Here is a 23,416-nt window from a genome sequence, read left to right on the forward strand (position 1 = left end):
AAAGGCTTGCCACAGAGTCCGTCAACCCGCACCATATGTAGTATATGAACGAGGGTTCGCCTCGTCACTTAGAGCAGTTGGCTAGCGATAGGGGCGCATTTTGCCTTGGACGCTAAATCGTAGAACAGGTGGTTTCATGGCCCTTTCAGAGCATATGATGGAAGACGATCTTCACCCTATTGATATTGTTGAACATTTGGCAGAGCACCACGCGTGGGATTTTGACCGGATTGCCGATGATCAGATTGCGATGGCCGTTGAAGGACAGTGGCGCACCTATTCGATCACCTTGGCGTGGTCTGGCTATGACGAGACGCTTCGGATGGTGTGTACGTTCGAAATGGAGCCCCCTGCAGAGAAACTTCCTAAACTGTACGAGCTGCTGAACCTGATCAACGATCAGTGCTGGGCCGGGTCGTTCACCTACTGGGAAGAACAAAAAATGATGGTGTATCGCTATGGATTGGTCCTGGCGGGTGGCCAAGACGCCGGGCCTGATCAGATCGACACGATGATCGGTGCTGCAGTCATGAGCGCGGAACGCTACTATCCCGCAATGCAGTTGTTGGTCTGGGGTGATCGCACGCCCAAGGACGCGATTCAGGTTGCCATTGCAGAGGCCTATGGCCGCGCGTAACACTTTGCCCTGAACGTTTTGCGCGAGGGGACTACCATGAAAAATAGCCGGATTGCTAAGCAGGGGCTTGTCCTGTTGGGCTGTGGCAAGATGGGCTCTGCCATGTTGGCGGGCTGGCTGGATCGCGGGCTGCCTGCGGATGCGGTGCATGTTGTTGATCCTTTCCCGTCTGACTGGCTGAAAGGGACCGGCGTGGCGATCAACGCCGACCTGCCTGCGAAACCCGCTATCGTATTGGTTGCCGTGAAACCGCAAATGATGGCCGCGGCGTTGCCGACCTTGCAGGCGATGGGCGGCGGAACCACGCTGTTTGTCAGCGTGGCAGCAGGCATCACAATCGCGACCTTTGAAAGCATCTTGGGCACGACGACCCCGATTGTGCGCGCCATGCCCAACACGCCAGCGGCCGTGGGCAAAGGCATCAGCGCGATTGTTGCAAATGGTGCAGCCCCCGCAGGCGCGCTGGACGAGGCCGAAGCTTTGCTCAGCGCTGTGGGCCAGGTCGTGCGCCTAGACAACGAGGCGCAAATTGACGCTGTGACGGGTGTCAGTGGGTCGGGCCCGGCGTACGTGTTTCACATGATCGAAACGCTGGCAGCAGCAGGCGAAGCACAAGGTTTGCCAGCCGCCATGGCAATGCAACTGGCTAAGGCGACTGTCGCGGGTGCTGGCGCGCTGGCCGAAGCCGCAGATGAAACGCCGAGCCAGTTGCGCGTCAATGTGACCAGCCCGAATGGCACCACGCAAGCCGGGCTTGAGGTGCTGATGGATGCCGAAAGCGGGCTGCCGATGTTAATGACAAAAACAGTCGCTGCAGCGACAAATCGATCCAAGGAACTGGCAAATGGCTGAAATCACCTTTGACGACTTTATGAACGTCGACATCCGCGTGGGGCGCGTCATCCGCGCCGAACCGTTTCCCGAGGCGCGCAAGCCTGCCATCAAGATGTGGATTGATTTTGGCGATGAAATTGGCGAACGCAAAACTTCGGCCCAAGTGACGGCGCATTACACGCCTGAAATGTTGCTGGGCAAACAGGTGATGGGGGTCGTGAATTTTCCGCCCCGCCAGATCGGGCCGTTCATGTCCGAAGTACTGGTTCTGGGGTTGCACGATGCGCAAGGCGGTATCGTGCTGATTGGACCGGACCAAGATGTGCAAGCAGGAGAGCGGATGTGCTGAAAAAAGTTTTGATTGCGCGCCCGTTGCCCGACGCGGTGATTGACGCAGCCCGCGCGCATTTTAACGTGGATGTGCGCGACAATACGGCCCCGTTGAACGGTGACGAAATGCGCGCGGCCTTGCAGAATTACGATGGTGTCATGCCGACCTTGGGTGACATGTTTGACGCACAGGTTTTTGCCGATGTTCCGGATGCGCGCTGCACAATTCTGGCGAACTTTGGCGTTGGTTATAACCACATCGACGCAGCGGCAGCGCAGGCCGCAGGCATCGGCGTTTCGAACACACCGGGGGCCGTGACCGACGCAACAGCAGACATCGCGATGACCTTGATGCTGATGAGCGCGCGGCGCGCAGGCGAGGGCGAACGAATGGTCCGCTCTGGCACCTGGCAAGGCTGGCATCCGACGCAAATGCTGGGTCTGCATCTGAGCGGCAAAACCGTTGGCATCGTTGGCATGGGGCGTATCGGGCAGGCGATTGCGCGGCGCTGCCACTTTGGGTTTGGCATGAAGGTCGCGTATTTCAGCCGTTCACCCAAGGAGTTGGACTTTGACGCGACTGCGTTCAGCGATCTGCACGAAATGGTTGGGGCCGTCGATGTTGTGGTTTTGGCCGTACCCGGCGGCCCTGCGACGCACCATTTGATCAATGCTGATGTGTTTGCGGCAATGCGCAAAGGCGGGCATCTGGTGAATATTTCGCGTGGGGATGTCGTTGACGAGGCCGCACTGATTGCAGCCCTTGAAGCAGGTCAGATCGCGGGCGCTGGGCTGGATGTTTACGAATTTGAACCAAAGGTTCCCGATGCGTTGATCGCGATGGAGAACGTCGTGCTGTTGCCGCATCTGGGCACAGCCGCGTTAGAGGTTCGCACTGACATGGGGCTGATGGCTGTGGCCAATCTCAAGGCGTATCTGGTCGATAACCTGCCCGCGCCAAATGCGGTGAACTAAGCGTCGTTGCCAACCGCTTCGCGCCAATGACGGCGGCACAGGGACACGTAGGTTTCGTTGCCGCCGATCTGGACCTGCGCACCCCCGGTCAAGACATTGCCCAGATCGTCTTTGCGCACGACCATCGTCGCTTTTTTGCCGCACTGACAAATCGTGCGGATTTCACGCATTTCGTCCGCCAAGGCCAACAGGGTCGCAGAGCCGGGGAACAGTTTGCCGCGGAAATCAACGCGCAAACCGTAGCACATGACGGGCACGTGCAGATCATCGACGGCGCGGGCTAACTGCCAAACTTGCGCGTCGCTCAAAAACTGGGCTTCGTCGATAAAAACGCAGGCAATCGGGCCGGTGGTCAGGCGGGCTTGGATTTTGGCGAACAAATCATCGATAGGGGCAAACGTATCTGCGTCAGACCCGATGCCGATACGCGATGCAATCCGGCCTTGGCCTGCGCGGTTGTCGAACTGGGCCGTCAACAAATAGGGCTCCATTTGCCCCTCGCGGTAGTTGTGCGCGGCTTGCAGCAACACGGTCGATTTGCCCGCGTTCATCGTTGAATAATGGAAGTACAGTTTTGCCATGCAAAGGTGTTATTATGCTCGGGCTTGTCGGGCAAGCGGTTGTTCTCACAAGTAAAGGGTGGGGACGCGCATGTGATGAAATTTAACCCGTCACGATCGGTGGTGACACCGTCGATACTCGTTACGCATTGCCTTGCTTGAGGCCGAAACCTCGAGGGATGGGTGCAAGGCAAATACCACTTTTCGTGACGGGCCCGTTCAGATGTGCAGGCTGGAAACCAGCGTAACGCATCCTGACGACCGAGTTTTCTACGTCCTCACCCTGAAACTGATTTGCACAAATCAGCTACTTGTTAAGTCCCCAAGCTTGATATTCAGGCAGCTAGGAATAATTGATCAATGACATTCAAGTTGTTAACGATTAATGGGAAAAGAACAGACAGGTTCCCCTTGGTGCAATACAAGGCGACAATGCTGACGCAAACGTGGACGTAAACAGTAGGGACGATCGCAATGGCCGGAATTGGTAGCTACCTAAAAAAGCACACCGAAGCTTTGGTGAAAGATGTTGGAATCGAACCGGCATGCGAGTTGACAGGTAAGTCAAAAGCGACCCTTGGGCGCTATTATTCCGATCATCCGGAACACGCGGACCGGTTCATGCCAATCGACGCTGTTGTTAATCTTGAGAAGTCCGCAGGCTACCCGCATGTCACTGGCGCGCTGGCTGAATTGCAGGGCATGTCGATCTCAAAAGATGAACGTCGGCCCAACGATACGCCTTCTAGCGGCGTAAATTCCGATGTTATTGCCCTGAGCCAGCGTTTTGCGATGCTGATGTCCGAGTACCAGCAATCCATCGAAGACGGCATTATTACCGTGAACGAAGCCAAGCGTTTGCTGCGTGAAACCAGCATGCTGCAACAGGTTTTGATCGACATGAAATTGCATCTTGAAGATGAAAATGTCGGATCATGACACACCTGCTCTGAAGGCGGGTCTGTTACCTGAAATCGATGTCGATGCATTGCGCGGCGGGGATGGTCCTGATCATCCGCCACGCATTTTGCTGCTGTACGGGTCGTTACGACCAGAAAGTTATTCCCGCAAAGCTGCCGAAGAATCAGCGCGAATCCTAAGGTTGTTAGGATGCGAAACGCGCATGTTTGACCCCTCGGGTCTGCCATTGGTGGATGATGCCGAGGCGGATCACGAAAAAGTTTCAGAATTACGTGCGCTGGCGGTTTGGGCGGAAGGCATGGTTTGGTCGAGCCCCGAACGTCACGGGGCGATGACAGGTGTTATGAAAACCCAAATCGATTGGTTGCCGTTGTCAATGCAAGGCGGAATTCGCCCAACGCAGGGTAAAACCTTGGCTGTAATGCAGGTGTCTGGTGGGTCGCAGTCGTTTAACGCGGTGAACCAAATGCGTATTTTGGGGCGTTGGATGCGGATGGTGACGATCCCGAACCAATCCAGCATTCCAAAAGCGTGGCTAGAGTTTGACAGTGATGGGCGCCTGCCCGACGGCCCATTGTACAACCGCATTGTGGATGTGATGGAAGAGTTGGTGAAATTTACATGGCTGGTACGTGGACGCGCGGATTATCTGGTGGATCGCTATTCCGAACGCGTTGAAAGCGCTGCTGATGTTCATGCGCGTGTGTCCGAAAAATAGAGCGTCTGGTGGTCTATTTTGCGATCGCAAAATGCGCCCACCCGCCGACCCTAATCGTGCCGTTCTACGATCACCGATCCGACTGAATACCCTGCGCCAAACGAACAGATCAACCCGACATCACCGTCGTTTAGATCGTCCGAGTATTTCGAAAAGGCGATGATTGATCCCGCTGAGGACGTGTTGGCGTAGTCTTGTAGAATATTGGGTTGCTCGCCTGCTTCGGGGCTGCGGCCCAGTACCTTTTTCCCGATAAAGTCGTTCATGGATTTGTTGGCTTGGTGCAGCCAAAGGCGTTTAAGATCAGAGGCTTGCACACCTTCATCCGACATATGGTCGGCGATGTGTGTGCTGACCATTGGTAGGACTTCTTTGAAGACTTTGCGCCCGTTTTGCATGAATTGCATGTCGCGTCGGTCTGCGGTGCCATCCGGGCGTGAACGGCGTAAAAAGCCGTTGTTGTTGCGAATGTTGTTTGAGAAATCTGTAGCGCAGCGCGTTGATTTGATTTCAAAATATGGCCCTGACGCGTTTTCTGCCCTTTCGATCAAGGTCGCAGTTGCCACATCACCAAAGATAAAGTGACAGTCGCGGTCGCGCCATTCCAAGTGGGCTGAGCAAATTTCAGGATTGACCACCAGTGCGCTTTTGATGCTGCCAGAACGGATCATGTCTGCGGCCGCTCGGATTCCGAAGGTGGCAGAGGAGCAGGCGACATTCATGTCAAAGGCAAAGCCATTGATGCCCAGCAGGTCTTGGATTTCGATTGCAACTGCCGGATACGCCCGTTCCAGATTTGAGGCCGCACAGATGACTGCATCGACATCAGCGGCTGTTTTGCCGGCTTGAGCAAGGGCTTTTTGAGCTGCATCAAGCGCCATTTCAGCCATAAGTGACGGGTCATCATCACTGCGCTGAGGCAGCATAGGGTGCATCATATCAGGATTTAAAATACCTTCTTTATCAACAACATAACGCTGCTCAATGCCAGATGCCTTAAAAATAAAATCCTCGGAAGAATGTGGTTTTTCCTGGATTTCGCCGGCCGCAATCTGATCTTTGTGGGCGGCGTTGAATTTGTCGGCATATGCATTGAATGCAACCACCAACTCTGCGTTGCTGATTGTGTTTTGCGGGGTGAAGACCCCGGTTCCAGTGATCGCAGGAATGTGCATTTTTTGCCTTTCGAAGTTCGCCTAATTTGCAAGCATCTGACTGCAAAGGTCAAGGGTCAGTGCAATTCTGTTAATGGCGAATTGTGCTCATTTGTTGCGCGATAACTCGATGTTAAGCGGCGTGTGGCATCCAGAGTTATGAACACAGAACATGAGGAACGCAGAATGATGCAGCGCATCTGCAGTGCTGGTATTATTGGACTTTTCGGGTTTCTTTTTGGCATTCAACCGGCGTTTGCCGGAAATACCAAACAGGTGTTTGCCCGTCTGGGTATGATCGAACGTCAGTCGATGTTGGCGCATCGGATGACGAAATCAGCGTGTCTGGTGATGATGGGGGCGAATGCGACGATTCACTCAGAGGTTGCATTGGCGACAGCTCAGGAATTCGAAGCGCATATGCAGGTGTTGATCGCTGGTGATGATGCGCAAAATGTTCAGAAAGAGGTGGACCCTGATTTGCGCACCGCTCTGCTTTCTACGCAAGAGTTTTCACTTGGGTTGACGGCCTCTTCGGCCCAGATTGCGTCGGGTGATTTCCATTCTGTGCCCGTCGGTTTGATGATCACCCGCAATAGTGATGTCGCGCGCCAAATGGAGGGTATTCGTTCTGGTACATTTGCGCGTTATTCCTCTGATTTTCAGAATGGTGATTTGGCCAAAACCGTTCATTGGGCAAATGCGCAAAATGCGTTGATCCAAGAACTGCTGCGTGATTTGTGCTTTATCACGTTGGATATTAGCGGTGCGGGTGCCAAGGACGCGTTGCTTGAAAAACTCGCGCTATTTGAGGCGCGATCTGTCGTGTTGAAAGAGGGCAGTGCAGCTGAAGGCATCGTTAAAGCGCCCAATATTCACATCAAGATTGAACTGGGCAAAGTGATTTCCAAGTGGAGCAAGATAAAGCCTTATCTCGAAGCTGCGGCAGCCGGCAAAACCTCGGATCTATCCGACATTCAACTGGCTTATGTATATGGTGAAGCAATCACCGATAATCTCAAAAAAATATTGGACCGATATGCGAAACTGTTGTCGACCGGCTGACAAAACATCAGCTGGTCGACAGTCAATTTCTCTGTCTGTTTAGCCTTGCAGGGATTTGACGACGACGTCGCCATCGGCTTGTTCTTTGATGGCAAGGGCTGCGGCATAACTGGCTGCTGCCGTCGTGAAATACGGGATTTTGTCGTATAGCGCGATAGAGCGGATCGACTTGGAGTCTTCGACGGCTTGAGCCCCTTCGGTGGTGTTCATGACCAGATGAATGCGTTCATCTTTCATCATGTCAGTGATGTCGGGGCGCCCTTCGTAGACTTTGTTTACTGTTCCACAAGGCACGTCATTTGCAACTAACCAAGCGGCCGTGCCGCTGGTTGCCACAAAGGTAAAGCCAAGCGAAACAAGAACGCGCGCGCCGTCCAGCATGTCCGCAGTTTTGTCAGCGTCTTTGATCGAGATAAAGACACAACCGGACCGCGGCAATGGGTTGCCCGCGCCCATTTGTGCCTTGAGGAATGCGCGCGGGAACGTGCGATCCCAGCCCATCACTTCGCCGGTTGAACGCATTTCAGGTCCGAGAATTGTGTCGACACCAGGGAAACGAGCGAACGGAAGTACTGCTTCCTTCACCGAAAACCACGGCATGTTTGGATCCGCCAATGTCATCGGATCACCCAATGGCAAAACGTCGTCATAACCAGCGTCAGCATCATACGGTTCGCGCATCGGGAAGTTGGTCAGTGGCTCACCTGCCATGACGCGCGCCGCGATCGACGCAATGGCGCTGTCGGTTGCTTTGGCGACGAACGGTACAGTGCGTGAGGCGCGTGGGTTGACCTCGATCAGGTAGATTTCGTTGTCTTTGATTGCGAACTGAATGTTCATCAAGCCGACCACATTCAGCCCGTGGGCCAGTGCATGGGTCTGTTTTTCGATTTCCGCGAGGATTTCTTTGGACAAGGAATAAGGTGGCAGCGAGCAGGCGCTGTCACCGGAGTGCACTCCGGCTTCCTCGATGTGCTGCATAATGCCGGCAACGTGTACGTTTGTGCCGTCGCAGATCGCATCAACATCCAATTCAACCGCGCCGGATAGATAGCTGTCGAGCAACACAGGGCTGTCACCGGACACCACCACAGCTTCGGAAATATAGCGCTCTAATTGTGCCTGATCGCGCACGATTTCCATCGCGCGACCACCCAAAACATAAGAGGGGCGAATGACCAAAGGAAATCCGATCCCTTGCGCAATTTGCATCGCTTCTGCGTCCGAATGGGCCAATCCGTTGTGCGGTTGTTTCAGGCCCAGCTTTTGCACAAGCTCTTGAAAACGCTCACGGTCTTCTGCCAGATCAATGGCGTCGGGGGTCGTGCCAAGGATCGGAATGCCTTCGTCTTGCAGGGCTTGGGCAATTTTCAGCGGTGTTTGCCCGCCAAACTGAACGATGACGCCATGCAGCGTGCCGTTCTCCAGCTCAACTCGTAGGATTTCCATGACGTGTTCGAACGTCAACGGTTCGAAATACAAACGGTCCGAGGTGTCGTAGTCGGTCGAAACGGTTTCTGGGTTACAGTTCACCATGATCGTTTCATAGCCAGCATCTGTCAGCGCGTAGCAGGCGTGGCAACAGCAGTAATCGAACTCGATTCCTTGGCCGATCCGGTTCGGACCACCGCCCAAAATGACAACTTTTTTGCGATCAGACGGCCGCGCTTCGCATTCAACGTCACCCATCATCGGGGCTTCGTATGTGGAATACATATACGGCGTTTGCGCTTCAAATTCGGCAGCACAGGTGTCGATCCGCTTGAACGAGGCGACAACGTTCACGGCTTGGCGTGCTTTGCGGACCTCGGATTCAGACATTTCCGCTAAAGTGGCGAGGCGCGCATCGGTAAAGCCCAGCATTTTGAGGGCGCGCAAGCCGGACTCATTCATCGGCAGACCGTCTGCGATAACTTCGGCCTCAGCCTCGATGATTTCGCGAATACGGGCGAGGAACCAAGGATCAAACGAGGTGACGGCAAAAATTTCGTCGTCCGTCAGCCCATGACGCATAGCTTGGGCGATGGTGCGCATCCGGTCGGGTGTGGTTTTGCTGATCGCCTTGACCACCGCCGCTTTGTCAGGTGCGCCGGGGATGTCGATGTCGTCAAAGCCTGTCAGGCCGGATTCCATCGACGCCAGCGCCTTTTGCAGCGATTCGTGGATCGTGCGGCCAATGGCCATCGCCTCGCCCACAGATTTCATCGCTGTGGTCAAATAGGGTTCTGATCCAGGGAATTTTTCAAATGCGAATTTTGGAATTTTTGTGACGACATAGTCGATTGTTGGTTCAAAAGACGCAGGCGTGATGCCTGTGATGTCGTTGTCGAGCTCATCCAGCGTATAGCCAACGGCCAGTTTCGCGGCGATCTTGGCAATCGGAAAACCTGTGGCTTTGGACGCCAGCGCCGAAGAACGCGAGACGCGTGGGTTCATTTCGATCACAACCATGCGGCCATCAGCAGGGTTAACGGCCCACTGCACGTTGGATCCGCCGGTTTCCACGCCGATTTCGCGCAAGACCGCGATCGAGTGGTTGCGCATGATTTGGTATTCCTTGTCGGTCAACGTCAGCGCCGGGGCGACGGTGATGGAATCACCGGTGTGCACGCCCATCGGGTCTACGTTTTCGATCGAGCAGACGATAATGGCGTTATCGGCAGTGTCGCGCACCACCTCCATTTCGTATTCTTTCCACCCTAGCAGGCTCTCGTCCACAAGGATTTGACCGACCGGAGACGCGTCCATTCCGGTGCGGCAAAAGTGCTCGTAATCTTCACGGTTGTAGGCGATGCCGCCGCCGGTTCCACCCATCGTAAAGGCGGGACGAATGATCGCTGGCAGGCCGACATAGTCGAGCGTTTCAACAGCCAGCGCAACGCCAGCTGCGAGGTCTTTTTTGCCATCGCTGCCTTTGGGGGCTGTGACAATTGTCGCCTTGGGGTTTTCGATGCCCAGACGGTCCATCGCTTCGCGGAACAGCTTGCGATCTTCTGCCATTTCAATGGCTTCGCGTTTTGCGCCGATCATTTCAACGTTGAATTTTTCCAGCACACCCATCTCTTCGAGTGCCAGCGAGGTGTTCAAACCGGTTTGCCCGCCCATCGTTGGCAGCAGCGCATCGGGGCGTTCTTTTTCGATGATTTTGGCAACAACTTCGGGGGTGATTGGCTCGATGTAGGTGGCGTCTGCCATGCCGGGGTCGGTCATGATTGTCGCCGGGTTCGAGTTGACCAGAATGATCCGGTAACCCTCTTCGCGCAGCGCCTTGCAGGCCTGTGCGCCAGAGTAGTCAAATTCGCAGGCTTGGCCGATCACAATAGGCCCCGCACCAATGATCATAATCGACTTTATGTCGGTTCTCTTTGGCATGGTTTTAACCCCCGATGATGTGCAAATTGTCGCGTTATTAGCGCGCTACAAATTATCGTGGGTTATAGGCATGGGGGCGGCTGTTGCAAGGGGTTTCCCCAAGTTGGTGCTCTGCGTTTCAACCGGCCATTTCGATTATGCGAGTTTGGCTTGAACCGCGTCCAGAAATACGCGCGCTGACGCTTCGAATTCGCGTGGCTTGTCGGCGTGCAACCAGTGGCCTGCGCCCGGGATTTTGGCAAAGCGTGCATGCGGGAACAGGGGTTTGATCAGTTCACGGTGTTCGGGCAAGACATAGTCTGACTGCGCGCCAGACAAAAACAGGGTCGGGCCGCTGTACGTGCCATTCAGGTCAGGAATGCCAATGATTGCGGGCATTTCTGCACCCAAGACATCCAAATTTAGCTTCCAGCCCTTGTTTTTCACATCCAGCGATTGGAGCAGAAACGGCTGCACAGCAGGATCGACACCTAGAACATCCATCTGTGCAATAGCATCCGAGCGGCGAGTGATGGTGCCGAGATCAATCGCCTGCATCGTCTGAACCAGGTGCATTTGCGTGTGGGCATAGTTGACGGGCGCGATGTCGCCGATAATCAGGCTGCGCACCAGATCGGGTTGGGTCACGGCCAGTGTCATCGCGGTCTTTCCACCCATCGAGTGACCAAGTACGTCCATAGGCGCACCTAAATGGGTGATGATTTCAGCCAGATCGCCGGCCATGTCGACATAGCCGTTGCTGTCAAATCGCGGACTGTCGCCGTGATTGCGCATATCAACGCTGATAACGCGGCGGGTGTCGGACAACCGTTTGGCGATGACGCCCCAATTGCGTGCAGACCCGAACAACCCGTGGGCGATCAGCAGGGCAGGGCCGGTTCCGATGTCAGTGTAATTCAGCATAAGATGTGATTACCGCAATGCGCGCAGGGTCGCCAGATGTATTGAAGCATGCGGCACTTGGGGGTAGATAGCCGCATGGATATTGAGGCCGATATTGCCACCAAGGCAGAAACGTTGCGCAAAGCGATGCACAGCAAGCTGAGCATTAAGGGGCGTAGCTTTGCCGGGGCGGTGCGCCGTGCGGGTCGTCTTTTGCCGGGGCGGATCAGGCGGCAGGCGGACGTCATTATCAAAGCACAAGAACTGGGCGGCCATCCGAAACTCATGCGAATGGTCGATCAAAAAGCCGTCGATGCCGCGTTCAAAGACATCAAAGGCTATCTGGCTGGGATCGATCCCGCAGAGCGCAAACGGTCATGGTGGCTGAAATGGACGGGTCTGAACGTCTTGAACGTGCTGATTGTTGCGGTCTGTTTTGTGATCTGGTTGGTGTGGTCCGGCACTATTTGACGCTTTGCAATGCTGTGCTGCGCGCCTATGAATGAACCGTGTTCAAACGTGAGGGCAAATCATGGGCAAAGTTCAAGAACGCAAAGCTAAATTGCACGACCGCCTGATTGATGTCGCCGAGGCGCAGATCATCGAGGGTGGCCTAAGCACGGTCAAAGCACGTGATCTGGCGCGCAAAGCCGAATGTGCGCTGGGTGCGATTTACAACGTGTTTGACGACATTAACGATCTGTTGATGGCCGTGAACGGGCGTACGTTTCACAAGCTGGGCGAGGCGGTCAGTGCTGCTGTAAAAGACGCTCATGACGAGGGGCCAAATGACCAACTGATCGCGATGTCCAAGGCGTATTTGGGGTTCGCAGCCGAGAATACGCATTTGTGGCGCGCATTGTTTGATCTGGAAATGTCGTCGGAATCAAAAGTGCCAGAGTGGTATCTGGCCGAGCTTGCCCAACTGTTCACGCATATCGCCCACCCTTTGGCGCGGCTTTTCCCTGATTTGCCACGGGACGAGCTGGATTTGATGGTACGTGCCTTGTTTTCGTCGGTGCACGGCATTGTTTTACTGGGGCTTGAAAAGCGCATCTCGGGGGTGCCACGCCCGCAGATCGAACATATGATTGCCCAGGTTCTTTCTCAAATCGGAAAATAATTGAACGATGTTCAAGCTTCTTCTTGAATTGCCGAGCTGGGTCTCTATATCCATTCCATGAACGATGTTCAAAAATGGAGAGTAAGATGTTTTCAACACTTAGAACTTTAGTAACAGGTGCAAATGCACGGGCCACGGAACAGCTGCGCGACGTCTATTCAATCGAGTTGATCGAGCAAAAAATCCGCGAAGCCCAAGAAGGACTGCGTGCGGCGAAATACACGCTTGCGGGATTGATCCAGCGCGCTCGGTCAGAAGATCGCCAGATTGCAGCGTTGGAAAATCGCGTGACCGATTTGTTGGCCCGCGCAACCGAGGCCATGGGCGCCGGACGCGACGACATGGCCCAAGAGGCAGCCCAAGCGATTGCAGACATGGAAAACGAAATTGCGCTGCGCCGCGAGACATCCAGCCGTCTTGAGACGCGTATTTTGCGACTGCGCGCCTCTGTTGAAACCGCCAACCGGCGCATCATTGACCTCAAGCAGGGGGCGATTGCCGCCAAGGCCGTGCGCCGCGAACAAGACATGCAATCGCGATTGGGTCGTACCTTGCACCAAGACAACGCAATGGACGAAGCCGACGCGCTGATCAAAGGCGTGATGGGGCGCGATGATCCGCTGGAACAAAGCGAAATTCTCGCTGAAATTGACACTGGCCTGAGCCATGAAAATCTAGGCGATCGCATGGCCGCTGCGGGTTTTGGTCCAAGCTCAAAAACTACCGCGAGCGACGTCTTGAGCCGTTTGAAAACCAAATAATCGCGCCGCGTGTGCGCATAAATTTACAGTACGGAGAATAAAAATGAACAACGAAAACACAGATAACGGTATGATTTTGTTTATTAACGTGGCGGGGGTGTTGATTGCCTACGTCTTGCTGGCGATTTCGCTTTGGCTGTCTACGGAGGTGCCGCTGTCGACCAAAGGTTATTGGGGCATGGGCATCGTATTGCTGACGATCAGCCTGATCAACGTGGTCAAATACCGATTTGATTGGAAGCTGAGCGGGGACCGGATCCAACGGATCGAAGACGCCAAGAACGAAAAAATTCTGGAAGATTTCGTGAGCGATCCGAAGGCGTAAATTCGGACACAAAAGCAAGCGTAAGGCGGGCCGTGATAGCCCGCCTTTTTAGTGCTTACAGGTTTTGGTACATTGGGAAACGCGCACACAGTTGCGCAACTTCTGCCTTTACCTTGTCTTCAACCGCGCCGTTGCCGTCTTCGCCGTTTGCGGCCAAACCGTCGACAACTTCGATGATCCAATCAGCAATCTGGCGGAACTCGGTCTCGCCAAATCCTCGTGTGGTTCCAGCAGGAGACCCCAAACGGATACCGGAAGTCACGGTTGGTTTTTCTGGGTCAAACGGCACGCCGTTTTTGTTGCACGTGATGTGCGCGCGGCCCAAGGCCTTGTCCACGATATTGCCTGTCACGCCTTTGGGGCGCAGATCGACCAGCACAACGTGGGTGTCGGTGCCGTGTGTGACAGTATCAAGACCGCCTTTGATCAACTGATCTGACAGGGCTTGGGCGTTTTTCACGACCTGTTGGATGTAGGTTTTGAACTCTGGCTGCAAGGCTTCGCCAAACGCCACGGCCTTGGCTGCAATCACGTGCATCAGCGGGCCGCCCTGGATACCAGGAAAGATCGCCGAGTTGAATTTTTTGGCCAGCGCCTCGTCATTCGTCAGGATCATGCCGCCCCGTGGGCCGCGCAGGGTTTTGTGCGTTGTCGTCGTTGCAACATGCGCATGCGGGAACGGCGATGGGTGTTCGCCAGCCGCGACCAGACCGGCAAAATGCGCCATGTCGACGTGCAGATATGCGCCAACCATGTCGGCAATTTCGCGCATGCGTTTGAAATCAATCTGGCGCGGAATGGCAGAGCCACCGGCGATGATCATTTTCGGTTGGTGCTCTTTTGCGAGCGCTTCGACTTGGTCGTAATCAAGCAGATTGTCCTCGCGTTTCACGCCATATTGCACAGCGTTAAACCATTTGCCCGACTGGTTCGGGGCCGCACCGTGTGTCAGGTGGCCGCCGGCGTCCAGCGACATGCCAAGAATGGTGTCGCCCGGTTTCAGCAACGCTTGGAACACGCCCTGGTTGGCTTGCGAACCCGAGTTCGGCTGCACGTTGGCAAAGCCACAGTCAAACAACTGCTTGGCGCGATCAATGGCGAGGTTCTCGGCAACATCGACGTATTGGCACCCACCATAATAGCGCCGCCCCGGATAGCCTTCGGCGTATTTGTTGGTCATCACTGACCCTTGCGCCTGCATTACTGCGGCAGACACGATGTTTTCTGAGGCGATCAATTCGATCTCGTCGCGCTGGCGACCCAATTCGGCTGTGATCGAGCCAAAGATTTCTGGATCGCGTGTTGCGAGGTCTTGGGTGAAAAAGGCGTTGTTGCTCATGGCGCGTGCTCCGCTGAGAGGGACAGGATTTTGAGGTTTCGTATCGGAAACCCTACCAATCTGGAAGCGGCTAAAGCGACGCAGGACAAAGAATATGCGGCAATGCTGGGCAAGGGAGGAATAATATGTTTGTTTCGGATACAACATGGCCGCGATAGGAAACAGATCAGCATGCCCCTGAAAATTGCTTTTGCCGCATCCCGTGCGCCTGTTGCCCAAACAGCCCGGGCGGCTTTGGTCGGGCGGTACGGGAATGCACCGCTTGAAAGCGCTGATATTATCGTCGCGTTGGGCGGTGATGGTTTTATGTTGCAGACCTTGCATGACACTCGAGAATTGTCGGCGCCTGTGTACGGGATGAACCGTGGCACGATCGGATTCTTGATGAACGAGTATAGCGAAAGCGCGTTGGTCGAACGTTTGGAAGCAGCAGAAGAGGCAGAAGTAAACCCACTGACCATGCGCGCCACAGGTGTGGACGGCACGACGCATGACGCGCTTGCGATCAACGAAGTGTCACTGCTACGCGCATCCGCGCAGGCGGCGAAATTGCGCATCACTGTCGATGGCAGGTTGCGGATGGAAGAACTGGTGTGCGACGGCGCGCTGGTTGCCACGCCTGCAGGCTCGACCGCCTACAACTACTCAGCCCACGGTCCTGTGTTACCGATTGGGTCTGACGTTTTGGCGCTGACGGCAGTTGCTGCATTCCGCCCACGTCGCTGGCGTGGTGCGCTGTTGCCCAAGACCGCGACTGTGCGATTTGATGTGCTCGAACCGGAAAAGCGCCCCGTCATGGCCGAGGCGGATTCACGCTCTGTTATGAACGTCACGTCGGTGGTTATCCGGTCCGAACCCAGCGTCGTTCACCGTATCCTGTTTGACCCCGGCCACGGGTTAGAAGAGCGTCTGATTTCAGAGCAATTCAGCTAGCCGGTTCCAGATATTTTAACGCAATGTCAGTGGCTTGTTCGGTCCCGATAATCGGTGGGATCAGGGTCATGACTTTGCCGTTCTCATCGAGCAGGTGAATGAACGAACCATGCGCGTAAATCCACCCGTATTCTGGATCTTGGAACAGGGGTTTTATGTCTACCGAAAAAGCTTCGTATGCCTCGTGAAGGGCCGCAGGCGCACCGGTTAAGCCTATGAAATCAGGGTGCCATTTGGACAGCGGGGCCTGCATCGTGTCGACGGTGTCTTGGTCTGGTGCAATGGTGATCATCACGGGTGTAATGTCGTGCCCTTTGGCCTCGAGCGCGGTGGTGATATCGGCCATCAATGGAAACGCGGCGGTGCAAATGTCGGGGCAATTTACGTAGCCGAAAAACACCAGTTGGGCGCGCCCGTCCGGCGCAATTTCGGTGCGGGTTTCACCGTATTGATTGATCAGCGCATAGGATCCGCCCAAGTCAAAGGGCAGGCCACTTTGTGCGGTCGCAGCACCCGCCCAAAGCGCTAGCGACACAGCAAGTGATTTAATCAAAAGTTTTCCTCGATAAAGGCTGCGTCAGCGTCTAGGCCCAACCCAAGATAGCCTTCGCGACCGATGATTTCCTTGATCCGAGGATCACGGCGAAACCATGCGCCTTTGCCTTTGGCTTCAGGAAATTGCTTGGCCCAAACTTTGGTGGCTTGGCTGGCTTTGCTCCACTCACCAGCGGCGGTTTTGATGCGCTGTACGAGATAGATATTCGATGCATTCAGGTCCTCGTCTTCAATCAACAGCCCGTCAACTTGCACGGTCTGACCGCAGTAAGGCGCAAGGTCGGTGGCAGCCCCCGTGAATGCAGGCTGGTTGTTTTTCAAAGGTAAAACCATGACGTTGTCTTCGGTGCGGATCAAACCCAGTTGACGGGTGCCATCGCCGCAATTGTTCGGGCAATTACCCGTCAAATTGCACAACACATCAACGACTTTGGCTTCAAAGGTTGCTGGGATCTCGGCATAGAGGTTCCATGATTTAGCTTCGGATCCTTCAGAAAAATCTTGGGCAGCAAGCGGGCTGGCGGCAAGCGCCAGAAGTGCGATGAGATGCTTCATTTGTTTGGGCCCGGGATCGAGAAGGGGGGGACGTTGCCGTAATCTTCGTGGTTGAGGTTCTGAATATCCAGATCGGAGACAACTTTGCTGACAACGAGGTAATTCAACCCGTCGCGTTCGTAATGCATGCCGTCTGCTTCAATCGTGTGGGCGGCCATGCGTAGGGCTGTGGCCCCGCCGTTGGATTGCGCGTCATCTTCGATCTTCAGAACCATGTAAACGGTACCGTCTTCGGCCAGCAACCCGACCGGAATACCGCCCGCGCTGCACCACAATGCGCAGGTGTGGTGGGCGGACCCCACAACCGCATCAGGGCCGCCCATGACGCCAGAATAATAGCACCACGTGTCGATAATTTCGCCTTTGACTTGGATGCGCGTGCCTTCGGCGGCCCACAGTGGGGTCGTCATCATACAGGCGGCAAGAGCCAGAATAAATCGTTTCATTTCAGTCCTATCGTTTCTGCTTGGATCAAGCCTAACCCTTGAAGCGTAGATGTGGCAAATGGAATGAGTTCAATTTCGATCACATCTTCGTCTTGAACCGCGTGGACGGCTCGGATACTGCGGGCTTTCGGCAGCCTTCAGGAGACGACAAATGACATCGACATGGGACGCACACACCCTTGGTATCGACTTTGGCACGTCCAACTCTGCGGCGGGGGTTTGTGTGGGCGGTAGGCCGTTCTTGATCCCCTCCGAGCCGGGGGAAACCACCTTGCCCACATCGGTTTTCTTTGGGGTAGGGCGGTCTGAAATGACCATCGGCAACATGGCCAACCGCGCGCTGATCAACGGTGACGAAGGGCGGTACATGCGGGCACTCAAAAGCGTTCTTGGCACGTCTTTGATGGGTGAAAAGCGGACGTTTCTGGGCGAAAAGATGGATTTTTATGACATCATCGGCCAGTTTTTGTCGGTGGTAAAAACCCGTGCCGAGGCGGCCTGCCATCAGCCGTTTGATTATGCGTTGTCAGGGCGTCCGGTGCGGTTTCATTCGCGTGATGCGGATCGCAATGCCAAGGCGCAATCGGACTTGGTCGAATGTTATTTGCGCGCCGGTTTCAGGGATGTGCGGTTTATGTTTGAGCCAGAGGCCGCGGCCTTGGCCACGCAATCTATCGGCGACGAGGGGCTGTCACTGATCGTGGATATTGGTGGCGGGACATCGGATTTTTCGGTGTTTCGTAGTGGCACTGACGGGGTCGAGGTCCTTGCCAGCCACGGTGTGCGTGTGGGCGGTACAGATTTTGACAAACGGCTTAGCGTCGATCACGTAATGCCCTTGTTGGGGCGCGGCGCGTTGATCCGCAAAGAGATGGGCAGCGGCACCATAACTTTGCCCAATTCGATGTTTCAGCAACTCGCCACGTGGGAACAAATCCCGTTCATGTACGGGCACGACGTAAAGCGTGATGTGGCGCGTATGCAGCGTCTGGCTGTCGATCCACCGGTGCTAGCACGTCTGTCGTATTTGCTGGAAATGGAGCTGGGCCATGATGTGGCCTTTGCGGTTGAGGCTGGTAAAATCAAAGCGAATAGCGGTGACGGGGCAGAGGCGCGCATCGACCTAAGCATCCTTGAAAAAGGCGTGTTTGCGCCGCTTGGTCGCGATCAGTTGGCCGTCAGTTTGGCTGAACACGTGCAAGAAGTCGTTGCTGCAGCGCTAGCAACGTTTGAACAAGCGGACTGCACAGCAGAGCAAATTAAGCGGATCATTTTTGTTGGTGGTTCCAGCCTGTTACGCCCAATCCAAAGTGCGATGCAAACGGCTTGCGTCAATGCGGAACTGGCCTATGCCGACGCGTTTACGGCAGTCATTGATGGGCTGGCTTTGGCAAGTGCGGCACCGCTGAAATACGGTACCGCGCCTTAGTTATTCGGCTGCGTAGCCAATGGTTTGCAGTGCGGTTTTGATCTCGTCCAAGATGGCTGGATCATCGATGGTTGCAGGCAGTTTGAACGTTTCGCTGTCGGCAATTTTCACCATGGTTCCACGCAGGATTTTACCCGAGCGCGTCTTTGGTAAACGATCAACCACCAGTGCCAGTTTGAACGCGGCAACAGGCCCGATTTTCTCGCGCACTAGTTTCACACATTCAGCGGTGATCTCTGAATGCGGGCGATTCACGCCGTTGGTCAGGCAGACAAATCCGACCGGCAATTGGCCCTTAAGCTGATCGGTCACGCCGACGACTGCGCATTCGGCGACATCGGGATGTGCAGCGAGAACTTCTTCCATCGCACCTGTGGACAGGCGGTGGCCAGCGACGTTGATCACGTCATCGGTGCGCGCCATGATGTATAAATAACCGTCTTCGTCGACCATGCCCGCATCGCCGGTTTCGTAGTATCCAGGAAAGGCGGTCAGGTAGCTTTTCTTAAACCGGTCGCCAGCATTCCAAAGGGTCGGCAATGTGCCCGGTGGCAAGGGCAATTTGATCGCGATTGCGCCCAATGTATTTGGTTCCAACGGGTGTCCGTCGTCGCCCAAGATCTGCACGTCATAACCGGGCATCGGCACGGTGGGTGATCCGATTTTGACGGGTAGTGCCTCGAGCCCTGCTGGGTTGCCTGCGATGGTGTAGCCGGTTTCGGTCTGCCACCAGTGGTCATAGACCGGCTTTTGCAGGATGTTCTGCGCCCACTCGATCGTGTCAGGGTCGGCCCGTTCGCCCGCAAGATACAGCGCGCGCAAGCAGCTGATGTCGTATTTGGCGCAGAATTCGCCTTTTGGATCTTCGCGCTTAACGGCGCGAATGGCGGTGGGGGCCGTGAAAAAGCTGCGCACGTTATGTTCTGAAATCACCCGCCAGAATGTGCCCGCATCTGGCGTGCCGACGGGTTTGCCCTCAAACACAATTGTGGTGTTGCCGTGGATCAGGGGCGCGTAGCAGATATAGCTGTGGCCAACGACCCAGCCCACATCGGACGCCGCCCAAAACACATCGCCAGGATCGACGTCGTAGATGTTTTTCATTGTCCAGTTCAGCGCAACCAAATGACCGCCAGTGTGGCGTACAACGCCTTTTGGCGCGCCTGTCGTACCTGAGGTATAGAGGATGTAGGCGGGGTGGTTGCCGTCTACCGAAACGCAATCCGCGGCAGATGTTCCGTTTTGGAAACCATGCCAGTCCACGTCGTTTGCGCCCATGTCGCAGGTGTGTTGTTCGCGCTGTAAAATCACAGTGAAATCAGGCTTGTGCGTCGCTAGTTCGATAGCACCATCAAGCAGGGGTTTGTATTCGACCACGCGGTTTGGTTCTAACCCGCAGGACGCCGCGATGATCGCTTTGGGGGTGCAATCGTCGATGCGCACGGCCAGTTCGTTGGCTGCAAAACCGCCAAACACGACCGAGTGCACGGCACCGATGCGTGCGCACGCCAGCATGGCTTCGAGGGCTTCGGGCACCATTGGCATGTAGATGATGACGCGGTCGCCTTTGGTCACACCTTTGGCAACCAACCCACCGGCAAAGGCGGCAACGCGCGCTTGCATTTCTGCGTAGGTGATTTTGGTTTGCGAATTGGTAATTGGGCTGTCGTGAATGACGGCCACCTGATCGCCGCGCCCCGCTGCCACATGTCGGTCAAGCGCGTTGTAGCAGGTGTTTACCTTGGCCTCGGCGAACCATTCGTACAGGTCATCCCCCAGCTCATAGAGCGCGCGTTTGGGGGCAACGTCCCAGTCAATCGCCTGCGCTGCATTGAGCCAATAGGCTTCGGGGTCTTGTAAAGACGCCTTGTATTCTGCGTGATAACCCATGGTTCAAATCTCCTCCACCTGAGTTCGAAGTGTTAAGAGGACAGGACCCTATGGGCAAGGGTGTAGGGCCAAAGTGCGATCATTGTAGTGAAGGAGTTTTCAACGCGACCTGACTGCGCGTTGAAAACTTTGCACAGCTGTTAACCGTAATGGGCCACCGGCGTGCCTGCGACGGCCCCCATATTCAGCAGGCCGCGCGCGGTAATTGACGGCGATACGATGTGAACTTTGTTGCCCATGCCCATCAAAATCGGACCAACCTCTAGCCCGCCGCCCTTCATCTTCAGAATGTTGCGCACCCCTGATGCGGCATCTGCGTGGGCAAAGACCAGCACATTTGCGGCCCCGTTCAGGCGACCTTCGGGCATGATGCGGGCGCGCAATTCCGGATCAAGGGCCGTGTCGATGTTCATCTCGCCGTCATACGTGAAATCGTGGCCACCTGCGTCCAGGATTTCGAGTGCTGCGCGCGCTTGCGCCCCGGTGCCCGTCGGTTGGTTGCCAAATTGCGAATGCGAACACAGGGCGATTTGCGGATCTAGACCAAAGCGGCGAACGTGACGCGCAGCCCCGATCACGATTTCAGCAAGCTGTTGCGGCGTCGGTTCTGTGTGCACATGCGTGTCGGCGATGAACAGTGGTCCGTCTTCTAGGATCATCATCGACAGCGCGCCCACAGGATGCAGATCACCGCGCCCAAGGATTTGTGCGGCATAATTCATGTGCCAACGGAACTCACCAAAGGTGCCGCAGATCAGGCTGTCGGCTTCGTCTCGGTGTACCATCACCGCGCCAATTGCAGTCGTATTGGTGCGCATAATGGCGCGGGCCAGATCAGGGGTAACGCCGCGGCGGGCCATCAGCGAATGATAGGTTTCCCAGTAATCGCGGTAGCGCGGATCGTTTTGCGGGTTCACCAGATCGACTTGTTCGCCCAGCTTGATCGTCAAACCTGCACGTTCGATCCGCTGTTCGATGACGTCTGGGCGACCAATTAAAATCGGGCGCTCGGCGGTTTCCTCAACCATGGCTTGGGCGGCGCGCAAGACGCGTTCGTCTTCACCTTCGGCAAACACGATGCGGCGTGGGGTCGTGCGGGCGGCCTCGAAAACGGGGCGCATCAGCAAGGCTGATTTGAAAACGGATCCGTCGAGTTTGGTTTTATACGCTTCAAGGTCTTCGATGGGTCGTGTGGCAACGCCGGTTTCCATCGCCGCACGTGCAACCGCAGAACTGACAATGCCAACAAGACGCGGATCAAAGGGTTTGGGGATCAAATAATCGACCCCGAATGTCATCTGCTCACCCTGATACGCTGCGGCGGCTTCGGCCGAGGTCGTGGCGCGCGCAAGGGCCGCAATGCCGTCGATACAAGCCAGCTGCATTTCGTCGTTGATGGTGGTCGCGCCGACATCCAATGCCCCGCGAAAGATGAAAGGAAAACACAGTACGTTGTTGACTTGGTTGGGAAAATCGCTGCGACCTGTGGCGATGATCGCATCGGGGGCCACCTCGCGCACGAGGTCAGGCAGAATTTCGGGCGTCGGATTGGCAAGGGCAAACACGATGGGTTGTTTGGTCATGCGTTTGACGTGATCTTGGGTCAAAACACCGGGACCAGACAGCCCAAGGAACATGTCGGCACCGTCGATCACATCATCTAACGTGCGCTTGTCCGAGCTTTGGGCAAAGGCAGATTTTGCAGGGTTCATGTCGACCTCGCGGCCCTCGTAAACCAGCCCGTGAATGTCGCAGAGCCAAACGTTTTCGCGTTTCACGCCCATTTTAAGTAGCATGTTGAGGCAGGCAATGCCCGCAGCTCCGCCACCGGTCGAGACGATCTTGATGTCTTCGAATTTCTTACCCGCAACGTGCAACGCGTTTGTGGCCGCAGCGCCCACAACAATCGCCGTGCCGTGCTGGTCATCGTGAAACACCGGAATGCCCATGCGCTCGCGGCAGATTTTTTCAACAATAAAACAGTCGGGCGCTTTGATGTCTTCAAGGTTGATCGCGCCAAAAGACGGTTCCAGCGCGCAGACGATGTCGGCCAGTTTTTCCGGGTCCGTTTCATCGACTTCAATGTCAAAACAATCGATCGAGGCGAACTTCTTGAACAGGACGGCCTTGCCCTCCATCACCGGCTTTGACGCCAACGCCCCGATGTTTCCCAGCCCCAGAACGGCCGTGCCATTGCTCACGACCGCAACCAGATTGGCGCGCGACGTGTAGCGTGCGGCCGTCGTTGGGTCCTTTTGGATTTCGAGACAAGCCTCTGCAACACCCGGTGAATAAGCGCGCGCCAGATCACGTCCGTTCGCCAGAGGTTTGGTTGCGCGAATCTCCAGTTTACCAGGGCGCGGAAATTCGTGATAATCGAGCGCGGCTTGGCGCAAATTTGGTGTATCGGACATCGTATACTCCGGCTGATTTCAGATTTAGTTTAGCGTTAAACTATTTTTTCATTTTGGCCAATAACCTTTATTTTACTGGCTTGGTTTCACGGAATTTTGCATCGCCGTGAGCAAGCCACAAAAATGCCAGGTAAAATGCCACGTAACAAGGTTAGCCGTGCGTCGGTGTTTTTGCCCAAAAGATGCCCCTTGATGGGT

Annotated in this window: 23 protein-coding genes; 13 read left to right on the forward strand and 10 right to left on the reverse strand. The window is 55.3% G+C overall.

What is annotated here, in order from left to right:
* Positions 1 to 136: 136 nt before the first annotated feature.
* From ACFIO0_RS01805 to ACFIO0_RS01820, 4 genes are read left to right on the forward strand one after another with little or no spacing between them, the layout of a single operon-like run.
* Positions 137 to 637, forward strand: a complete 501-nt coding sequence (locus tag ACFIO0_RS01805; protein WP_390913034.1) for a YbjN domain-containing protein — start codon at positions 137 to 139, stop codon at positions 635 to 637.
* A 36-nt stretch (positions 638 to 673) separates the two neighbouring features.
* Positions 674 to 1,489, forward strand: a complete 816-nt coding sequence (gene proC, locus ACFIO0_RS01810) for a pyrroline-5-carboxylate reductase (protein WP_390913036.1) — start codon at positions 674 to 676, stop codon at positions 1,487 to 1,489.
* A complete protein-coding gene (locus ACFIO0_RS01815) occupies positions 1,482 to 1,820 on the forward strand; it encodes a tRNA-binding protein (RefSeq protein WP_390913037.1) in 339 nt (112 codons plus the stop codon). Before proC ends, ACFIO0_RS01815 begins: the two co-directional genes overlap by 8 nt.
* On the forward strand, positions 1,817 to 2,776 hold the full coding sequence (locus ACFIO0_RS01820; protein ID WP_390915270.1) for an NAD(P)-dependent oxidoreductase: 960 nt from the start codon (positions 1,817 to 1,819) through the stop codon (positions 2,774 to 2,776). Before ACFIO0_RS01815 ends, ACFIO0_RS01820 begins: the two co-directional genes overlap by 4 nt.
* On the opposite strand, the gene ACFIO0_RS01825 is transcribed toward ACFIO0_RS01820, so the two are convergent.
* Positions 2,773 to 3,357, reverse strand: a complete 585-nt coding sequence (locus ACFIO0_RS01825; protein ID WP_390913039.1) for a thymidine kinase — start codon at positions 3,355 to 3,357, stop codon at positions 2,773 to 2,775. The genes ACFIO0_RS01820 and ACFIO0_RS01825 overlap by 4 nt on opposite strands.
* Positions 3,358 to 3,810: 453 nt before the next feature.
* On the opposite strand from ACFIO0_RS01825, the gene ACFIO0_RS01830 reads away from it, so the two are divergent.
* Positions 3,811 to 4,275, forward strand: a complete 465-nt coding sequence (locus ACFIO0_RS01830; RefSeq protein WP_390913041.1) for a hypothetical protein — start codon at positions 3,811 to 3,813, stop codon at positions 4,273 to 4,275.
* Complete coding sequence (arsH, locus tag ACFIO0_RS01835; RefSeq protein ID WP_390913042.1) at positions 4,262 to 4,975, forward strand: arsenical resistance protein ArsH; 714 nt, start codon at positions 4,262 to 4,264, stop codon at positions 4,973 to 4,975. Before ACFIO0_RS01830 ends, arsH begins: the two co-directional genes overlap by 14 nt.
* A 50-nt stretch (positions 4,976 to 5,025) precedes the next feature.
* On the opposite strand, the gene ACFIO0_RS01840 is transcribed toward arsH, so the two are convergent.
* The gene (locus tag ACFIO0_RS01840) at positions 5,026 to 6,150 is read right to left on the reverse strand and encodes a beta-ketoacyl-ACP synthase III (RefSeq protein WP_390913043.1); all 1,125 of its coding nucleotides are present in this window, start codon (positions 6,148 to 6,150) and stop codon (positions 5,026 to 5,028) included.
* A 165-nt stretch (positions 6,151 to 6,315) separates the two neighbouring features.
* On the opposite strand from ACFIO0_RS01840, the gene ACFIO0_RS01845 reads away from it, so the two are divergent.
* Positions 6,316 to 7,194, forward strand: coding sequence for a hypothetical protein (locus ACFIO0_RS01845; protein ID WP_390913044.1), 879 nt, complete (start codon positions 6,316 to 6,318; stop codon positions 7,192 to 7,194).
* A gap of 39 nt (positions 7,195 to 7,233) precedes the next feature.
* Here ACFIO0_RS01845 and carB read toward each other — a convergent pair whose 3' ends face one another.
* Positions 7,234 to 10,566 (reverse strand): carbamoyl-phosphate synthase large subunit, encoded by a 3,333-nt coding sequence (carB, locus tag ACFIO0_RS01850; RefSeq protein WP_390913046.1) that lies wholly within the window; start codon positions 10,564 to 10,566, stop codon positions 7,234 to 7,236.
* Between the two features lie 135 nt (positions 10,567 to 10,701).
* The gene (locus ACFIO0_RS01855) at positions 10,702 to 11,469 is read right to left on the reverse strand and encodes an alpha/beta fold hydrolase (RefSeq protein WP_390913048.1); all 768 of its coding nucleotides are present in this window, start codon (positions 11,467 to 11,469) and stop codon (positions 10,702 to 10,704) included.
* A gap of 75 nt (positions 11,470 to 11,544) precedes the next feature.
* Between ACFIO0_RS01855 and ACFIO0_RS01860 the strand changes: the two genes are divergently transcribed.
* The 4 genes from ACFIO0_RS01860 to ACFIO0_RS01875 all read left to right on the forward strand — a co-directional run bounded on the left by ACFIO0_RS01860 (position 11,545) and on the right by ACFIO0_RS01875 (position 13,657).
* Positions 11,545 to 11,919: a hypothetical protein gene (locus ACFIO0_RS01860; RefSeq protein ID WP_390913049.1), complete on the forward strand. Its 375-nt coding sequence runs from the start codon at positions 11,545 to 11,547 to the stop codon at positions 11,917 to 11,919.
* A gap of 58 nt (positions 11,920 to 11,977) precedes the next feature.
* Complete coding sequence (locus ACFIO0_RS01865) at positions 11,978 to 12,571, forward strand: WHG domain-containing protein (RefSeq protein WP_390915271.1); 594 nt, start codon at positions 11,978 to 11,980, stop codon at positions 12,569 to 12,571.
* Positions 12,572 to 12,657: 86 nt separating this feature from the next.
* The gene (locus ACFIO0_RS01870) at positions 12,658 to 13,332 is read left to right on the forward strand and encodes a PspA/IM30 family protein (RefSeq protein WP_390913051.1); all 675 of its coding nucleotides are present in this window, start codon (positions 12,658 to 12,660) and stop codon (positions 13,330 to 13,332) included.
* Between the two features lie 43 nt (positions 13,333 to 13,375).
* Positions 13,376 to 13,657, forward strand: coding sequence for a YiaA/YiaB family inner membrane protein (locus tag ACFIO0_RS01875; RefSeq protein ID WP_390913053.1), 282 nt, complete (start codon positions 13,376 to 13,378; stop codon positions 13,655 to 13,657).
* Between the two features lie 55 nt (positions 13,658 to 13,712).
* Here ACFIO0_RS01875 and glyA read toward each other — a convergent pair whose 3' ends face one another.
* Positions 13,713 to 14,996: a serine hydroxymethyltransferase gene (gene glyA, locus ACFIO0_RS01880; RefSeq protein WP_390913054.1), complete on the reverse strand. Its 1,284-nt coding sequence runs from the start codon at positions 14,994 to 14,996 to the stop codon at positions 13,713 to 13,715.
* A gap of 171 nt (positions 14,997 to 15,167) precedes the next feature.
* Here glyA and ACFIO0_RS01885 point away from each other — a divergent pair, with 171 nt between their 5' ends.
* Positions 15,168 to 15,929 carry an NAD kinase gene (locus ACFIO0_RS01885; RefSeq protein ID WP_390913055.1) on the forward strand — a complete coding sequence of 254 codons (762 nt, stop codon included), beginning with the start codon at positions 15,168 to 15,170 and terminating at the stop codon, positions 15,927 to 15,929.
* Here ACFIO0_RS01885 and ACFIO0_RS01890 read toward each other — a convergent pair.
* From ACFIO0_RS01890 to ACFIO0_RS01900, 3 genes are read right to left on the reverse strand one after another with little or no spacing between them, the layout of a single operon-like run.
* The gene (locus tag ACFIO0_RS01890; RefSeq protein ID WP_390913056.1) at positions 15,922 to 16,482 is read right to left on the reverse strand and encodes an SCO family protein; all 561 of its coding nucleotides are present in this window, start codon (positions 16,480 to 16,482) and stop codon (positions 15,922 to 15,924) included. The two genes, ACFIO0_RS01885 and ACFIO0_RS01890, sit on opposite strands and share 8 nt — an antisense overlap.
* Entirely contained in the window at positions 16,479 to 17,039 is a 561-nt protein-coding gene (locus tag ACFIO0_RS01895; RefSeq protein ID WP_390913058.1) for a hypothetical protein, read from the reverse strand. The genes ACFIO0_RS01890 and ACFIO0_RS01895 overlap by 4 nt, the downstream gene beginning before the upstream one ends.
* Positions 17,036 to 17,485 carry a hypothetical protein gene (locus tag ACFIO0_RS01900; RefSeq protein ID WP_390913060.1) on the reverse strand — a complete coding sequence of 150 codons (450 nt, stop codon included), beginning with the start codon at positions 17,483 to 17,485 and terminating at the stop codon, positions 17,036 to 17,038. Before ACFIO0_RS01900 ends, ACFIO0_RS01895 begins: the two co-directional genes overlap by 4 nt.
* A 151-nt stretch (positions 17,486 to 17,636) precedes the next feature.
* Between ACFIO0_RS01900 and ACFIO0_RS01905 the strand changes: the two genes are divergently transcribed.
* Positions 17,637 to 18,914 (forward strand): Hsp70 family protein, encoded by a 1,278-nt coding sequence (locus ACFIO0_RS01905; protein WP_390913062.1) that lies wholly within the window; start codon positions 17,637 to 17,639, stop codon positions 18,912 to 18,914.
* On the opposite strand, the gene ACFIO0_RS01910 is transcribed toward ACFIO0_RS01905, so the two are convergent.
* The gene (locus ACFIO0_RS01910) at positions 18,915 to 20,804 is read right to left on the reverse strand and encodes an AMP-binding protein (RefSeq protein ID WP_390913064.1); all 1,890 of its coding nucleotides are present in this window, start codon (positions 20,802 to 20,804) and stop codon (positions 18,915 to 18,917) included.
* Between the two features lie 140 nt (positions 20,805 to 20,944).
* On the reverse strand, positions 20,945 to 23,218 hold the full coding sequence (locus ACFIO0_RS01915; protein ID WP_390913066.1) for a phosphate acyltransferase: 2,274 nt from the start codon (positions 23,216 to 23,218) through the stop codon (positions 20,945 to 20,947).
* Between the last annotated feature and the right edge of the window lie 198 nt (positions 23,219 to 23,416).

The organism is Pseudosulfitobacter sp. SM2401 (genome assembly GCF_042932805.1).
Lineage (GTDB): Bacteria > Pseudomonadota > Alphaproteobacteria > Rhodobacterales > Rhodobacteraceae > Ascidiaceihabitans.

What these genes read in the sequence shown, in the direction of transcription:
- ACFIO0_RS01830 (WP_390913041.1), top strand. Translation starts at nt 3,811, where the DNA reads ATGGCCGGAATTGGTAGCTACCTAAAAAAGCACACCGAAGCTTTGGTG.
- ACFIO0_RS01900 (WP_390913060.1), bottom strand. Translation starts at nt 17,485, where the DNA reads ATGAAACGATTTATTCTGGCTCTTGCCGCCTGTATGATGACGACCCCA.
- carB (WP_390913046.1), bottom strand. Translation starts at nt 10,566, where the DNA reads ATGCCAAAGAGAACCGACATAAAGTCGATTATGATCATTGGTGCGGGG.
- ACFIO0_RS01825 (WP_390913039.1), bottom strand. Translation starts at nt 3,357, where the DNA reads ATGGCAAAACTGTACTTCCATTATTCAACGATGAACGCGGGCAAATCG.
- glyA (WP_390913054.1), bottom strand. Translation starts at nt 14,996, where the DNA reads ATGAGCAACAACGCCTTTTTCACCCAAGACCTCGCAACACGCGATCCA.
- ACFIO0_RS01895 (WP_390913058.1), bottom strand. Translation starts at nt 17,039, where the DNA reads ATGAAGCATCTCATCGCACTTCTGGCGCTTGCCGCCAGCCCGCTTGCT.
- ACFIO0_RS01870 (WP_390913051.1), top strand. Translation starts at nt 12,658, where the DNA reads ATGTTTTCAACACTTAGAACTTTAGTAACAGGTGCAAATGCACGGGCC.
- ACFIO0_RS01860 (WP_390913049.1), top strand. Translation starts at nt 11,545, where the DNA reads ATGGATATTGAGGCCGATATTGCCACCAAGGCAGAAACGTTGCGCAAA.
- ACFIO0_RS01910 (WP_390913064.1), bottom strand. Translation starts at nt 20,804, where the DNA reads ATGGGTTATCACGCAGAATACAAGGCGTCTTTACAAGACCCCGAAGCC.
- proC (WP_390913036.1), top strand. Translation starts at nt 674, where the DNA reads ATGAAAAATAGCCGGATTGCTAAGCAGGGGCTTGTCCTGTTGGGCTGT.
- ACFIO0_RS01915 (WP_390913066.1), bottom strand. Translation starts at nt 23,218, where the DNA reads ATGTCCGATACACCAAATTTGCGCCAAGCCGCGCTCGATTATCACGAA.
- ACFIO0_RS01875 (WP_390913053.1), top strand. Translation starts at nt 13,376, where the DNA reads ATGAACAACGAAAACACAGATAACGGTATGATTTTGTTTATTAACGTG.
- ACFIO0_RS01845 (WP_390913044.1), top strand. Translation starts at nt 6,316, where the DNA reads ATGATGCAGCGCATCTGCAGTGCTGGTATTATTGGACTTTTCGGGTTT.
- ACFIO0_RS01855 (WP_390913048.1), bottom strand. Translation starts at nt 11,469, where the DNA reads ATGCTGAATTACACTGACATCGGAACCGGCCCTGCCCTGCTGATCGCC.
- arsH (WP_390913042.1), top strand. Translation starts at nt 4,262, where the DNA reads ATGTCGGATCATGACACACCTGCTCTGAAGGCGGGTCTGTTACCTGAA.
- ACFIO0_RS01840 (WP_390913043.1), bottom strand. Translation starts at nt 6,150, where the DNA reads ATGCACATTCCTGCGATCACTGGAACCGGGGTCTTCACCCCGCAAAAC.
- ACFIO0_RS01885 (WP_390913055.1), top strand. Translation starts at nt 15,168, where the DNA reads ATGCCCCTGAAAATTGCTTTTGCCGCATCCCGTGCGCCTGTTGCCCAA.
- ACFIO0_RS01815 (WP_390913037.1), top strand. Translation starts at nt 1,482, where the DNA reads ATGGCTGAAATCACCTTTGACGACTTTATGAACGTCGACATCCGCGTG.
- ACFIO0_RS01805 (WP_390913034.1), top strand. Translation starts at nt 137, where the DNA reads ATGGCCCTTTCAGAGCATATGATGGAAGACGATCTTCACCCTATTGAT.
- ACFIO0_RS01905 (WP_390913062.1), top strand. Translation starts at nt 17,637, where the DNA reads ATGACATCGACATGGGACGCACACACCCTTGGTATCGACTTTGGCACG.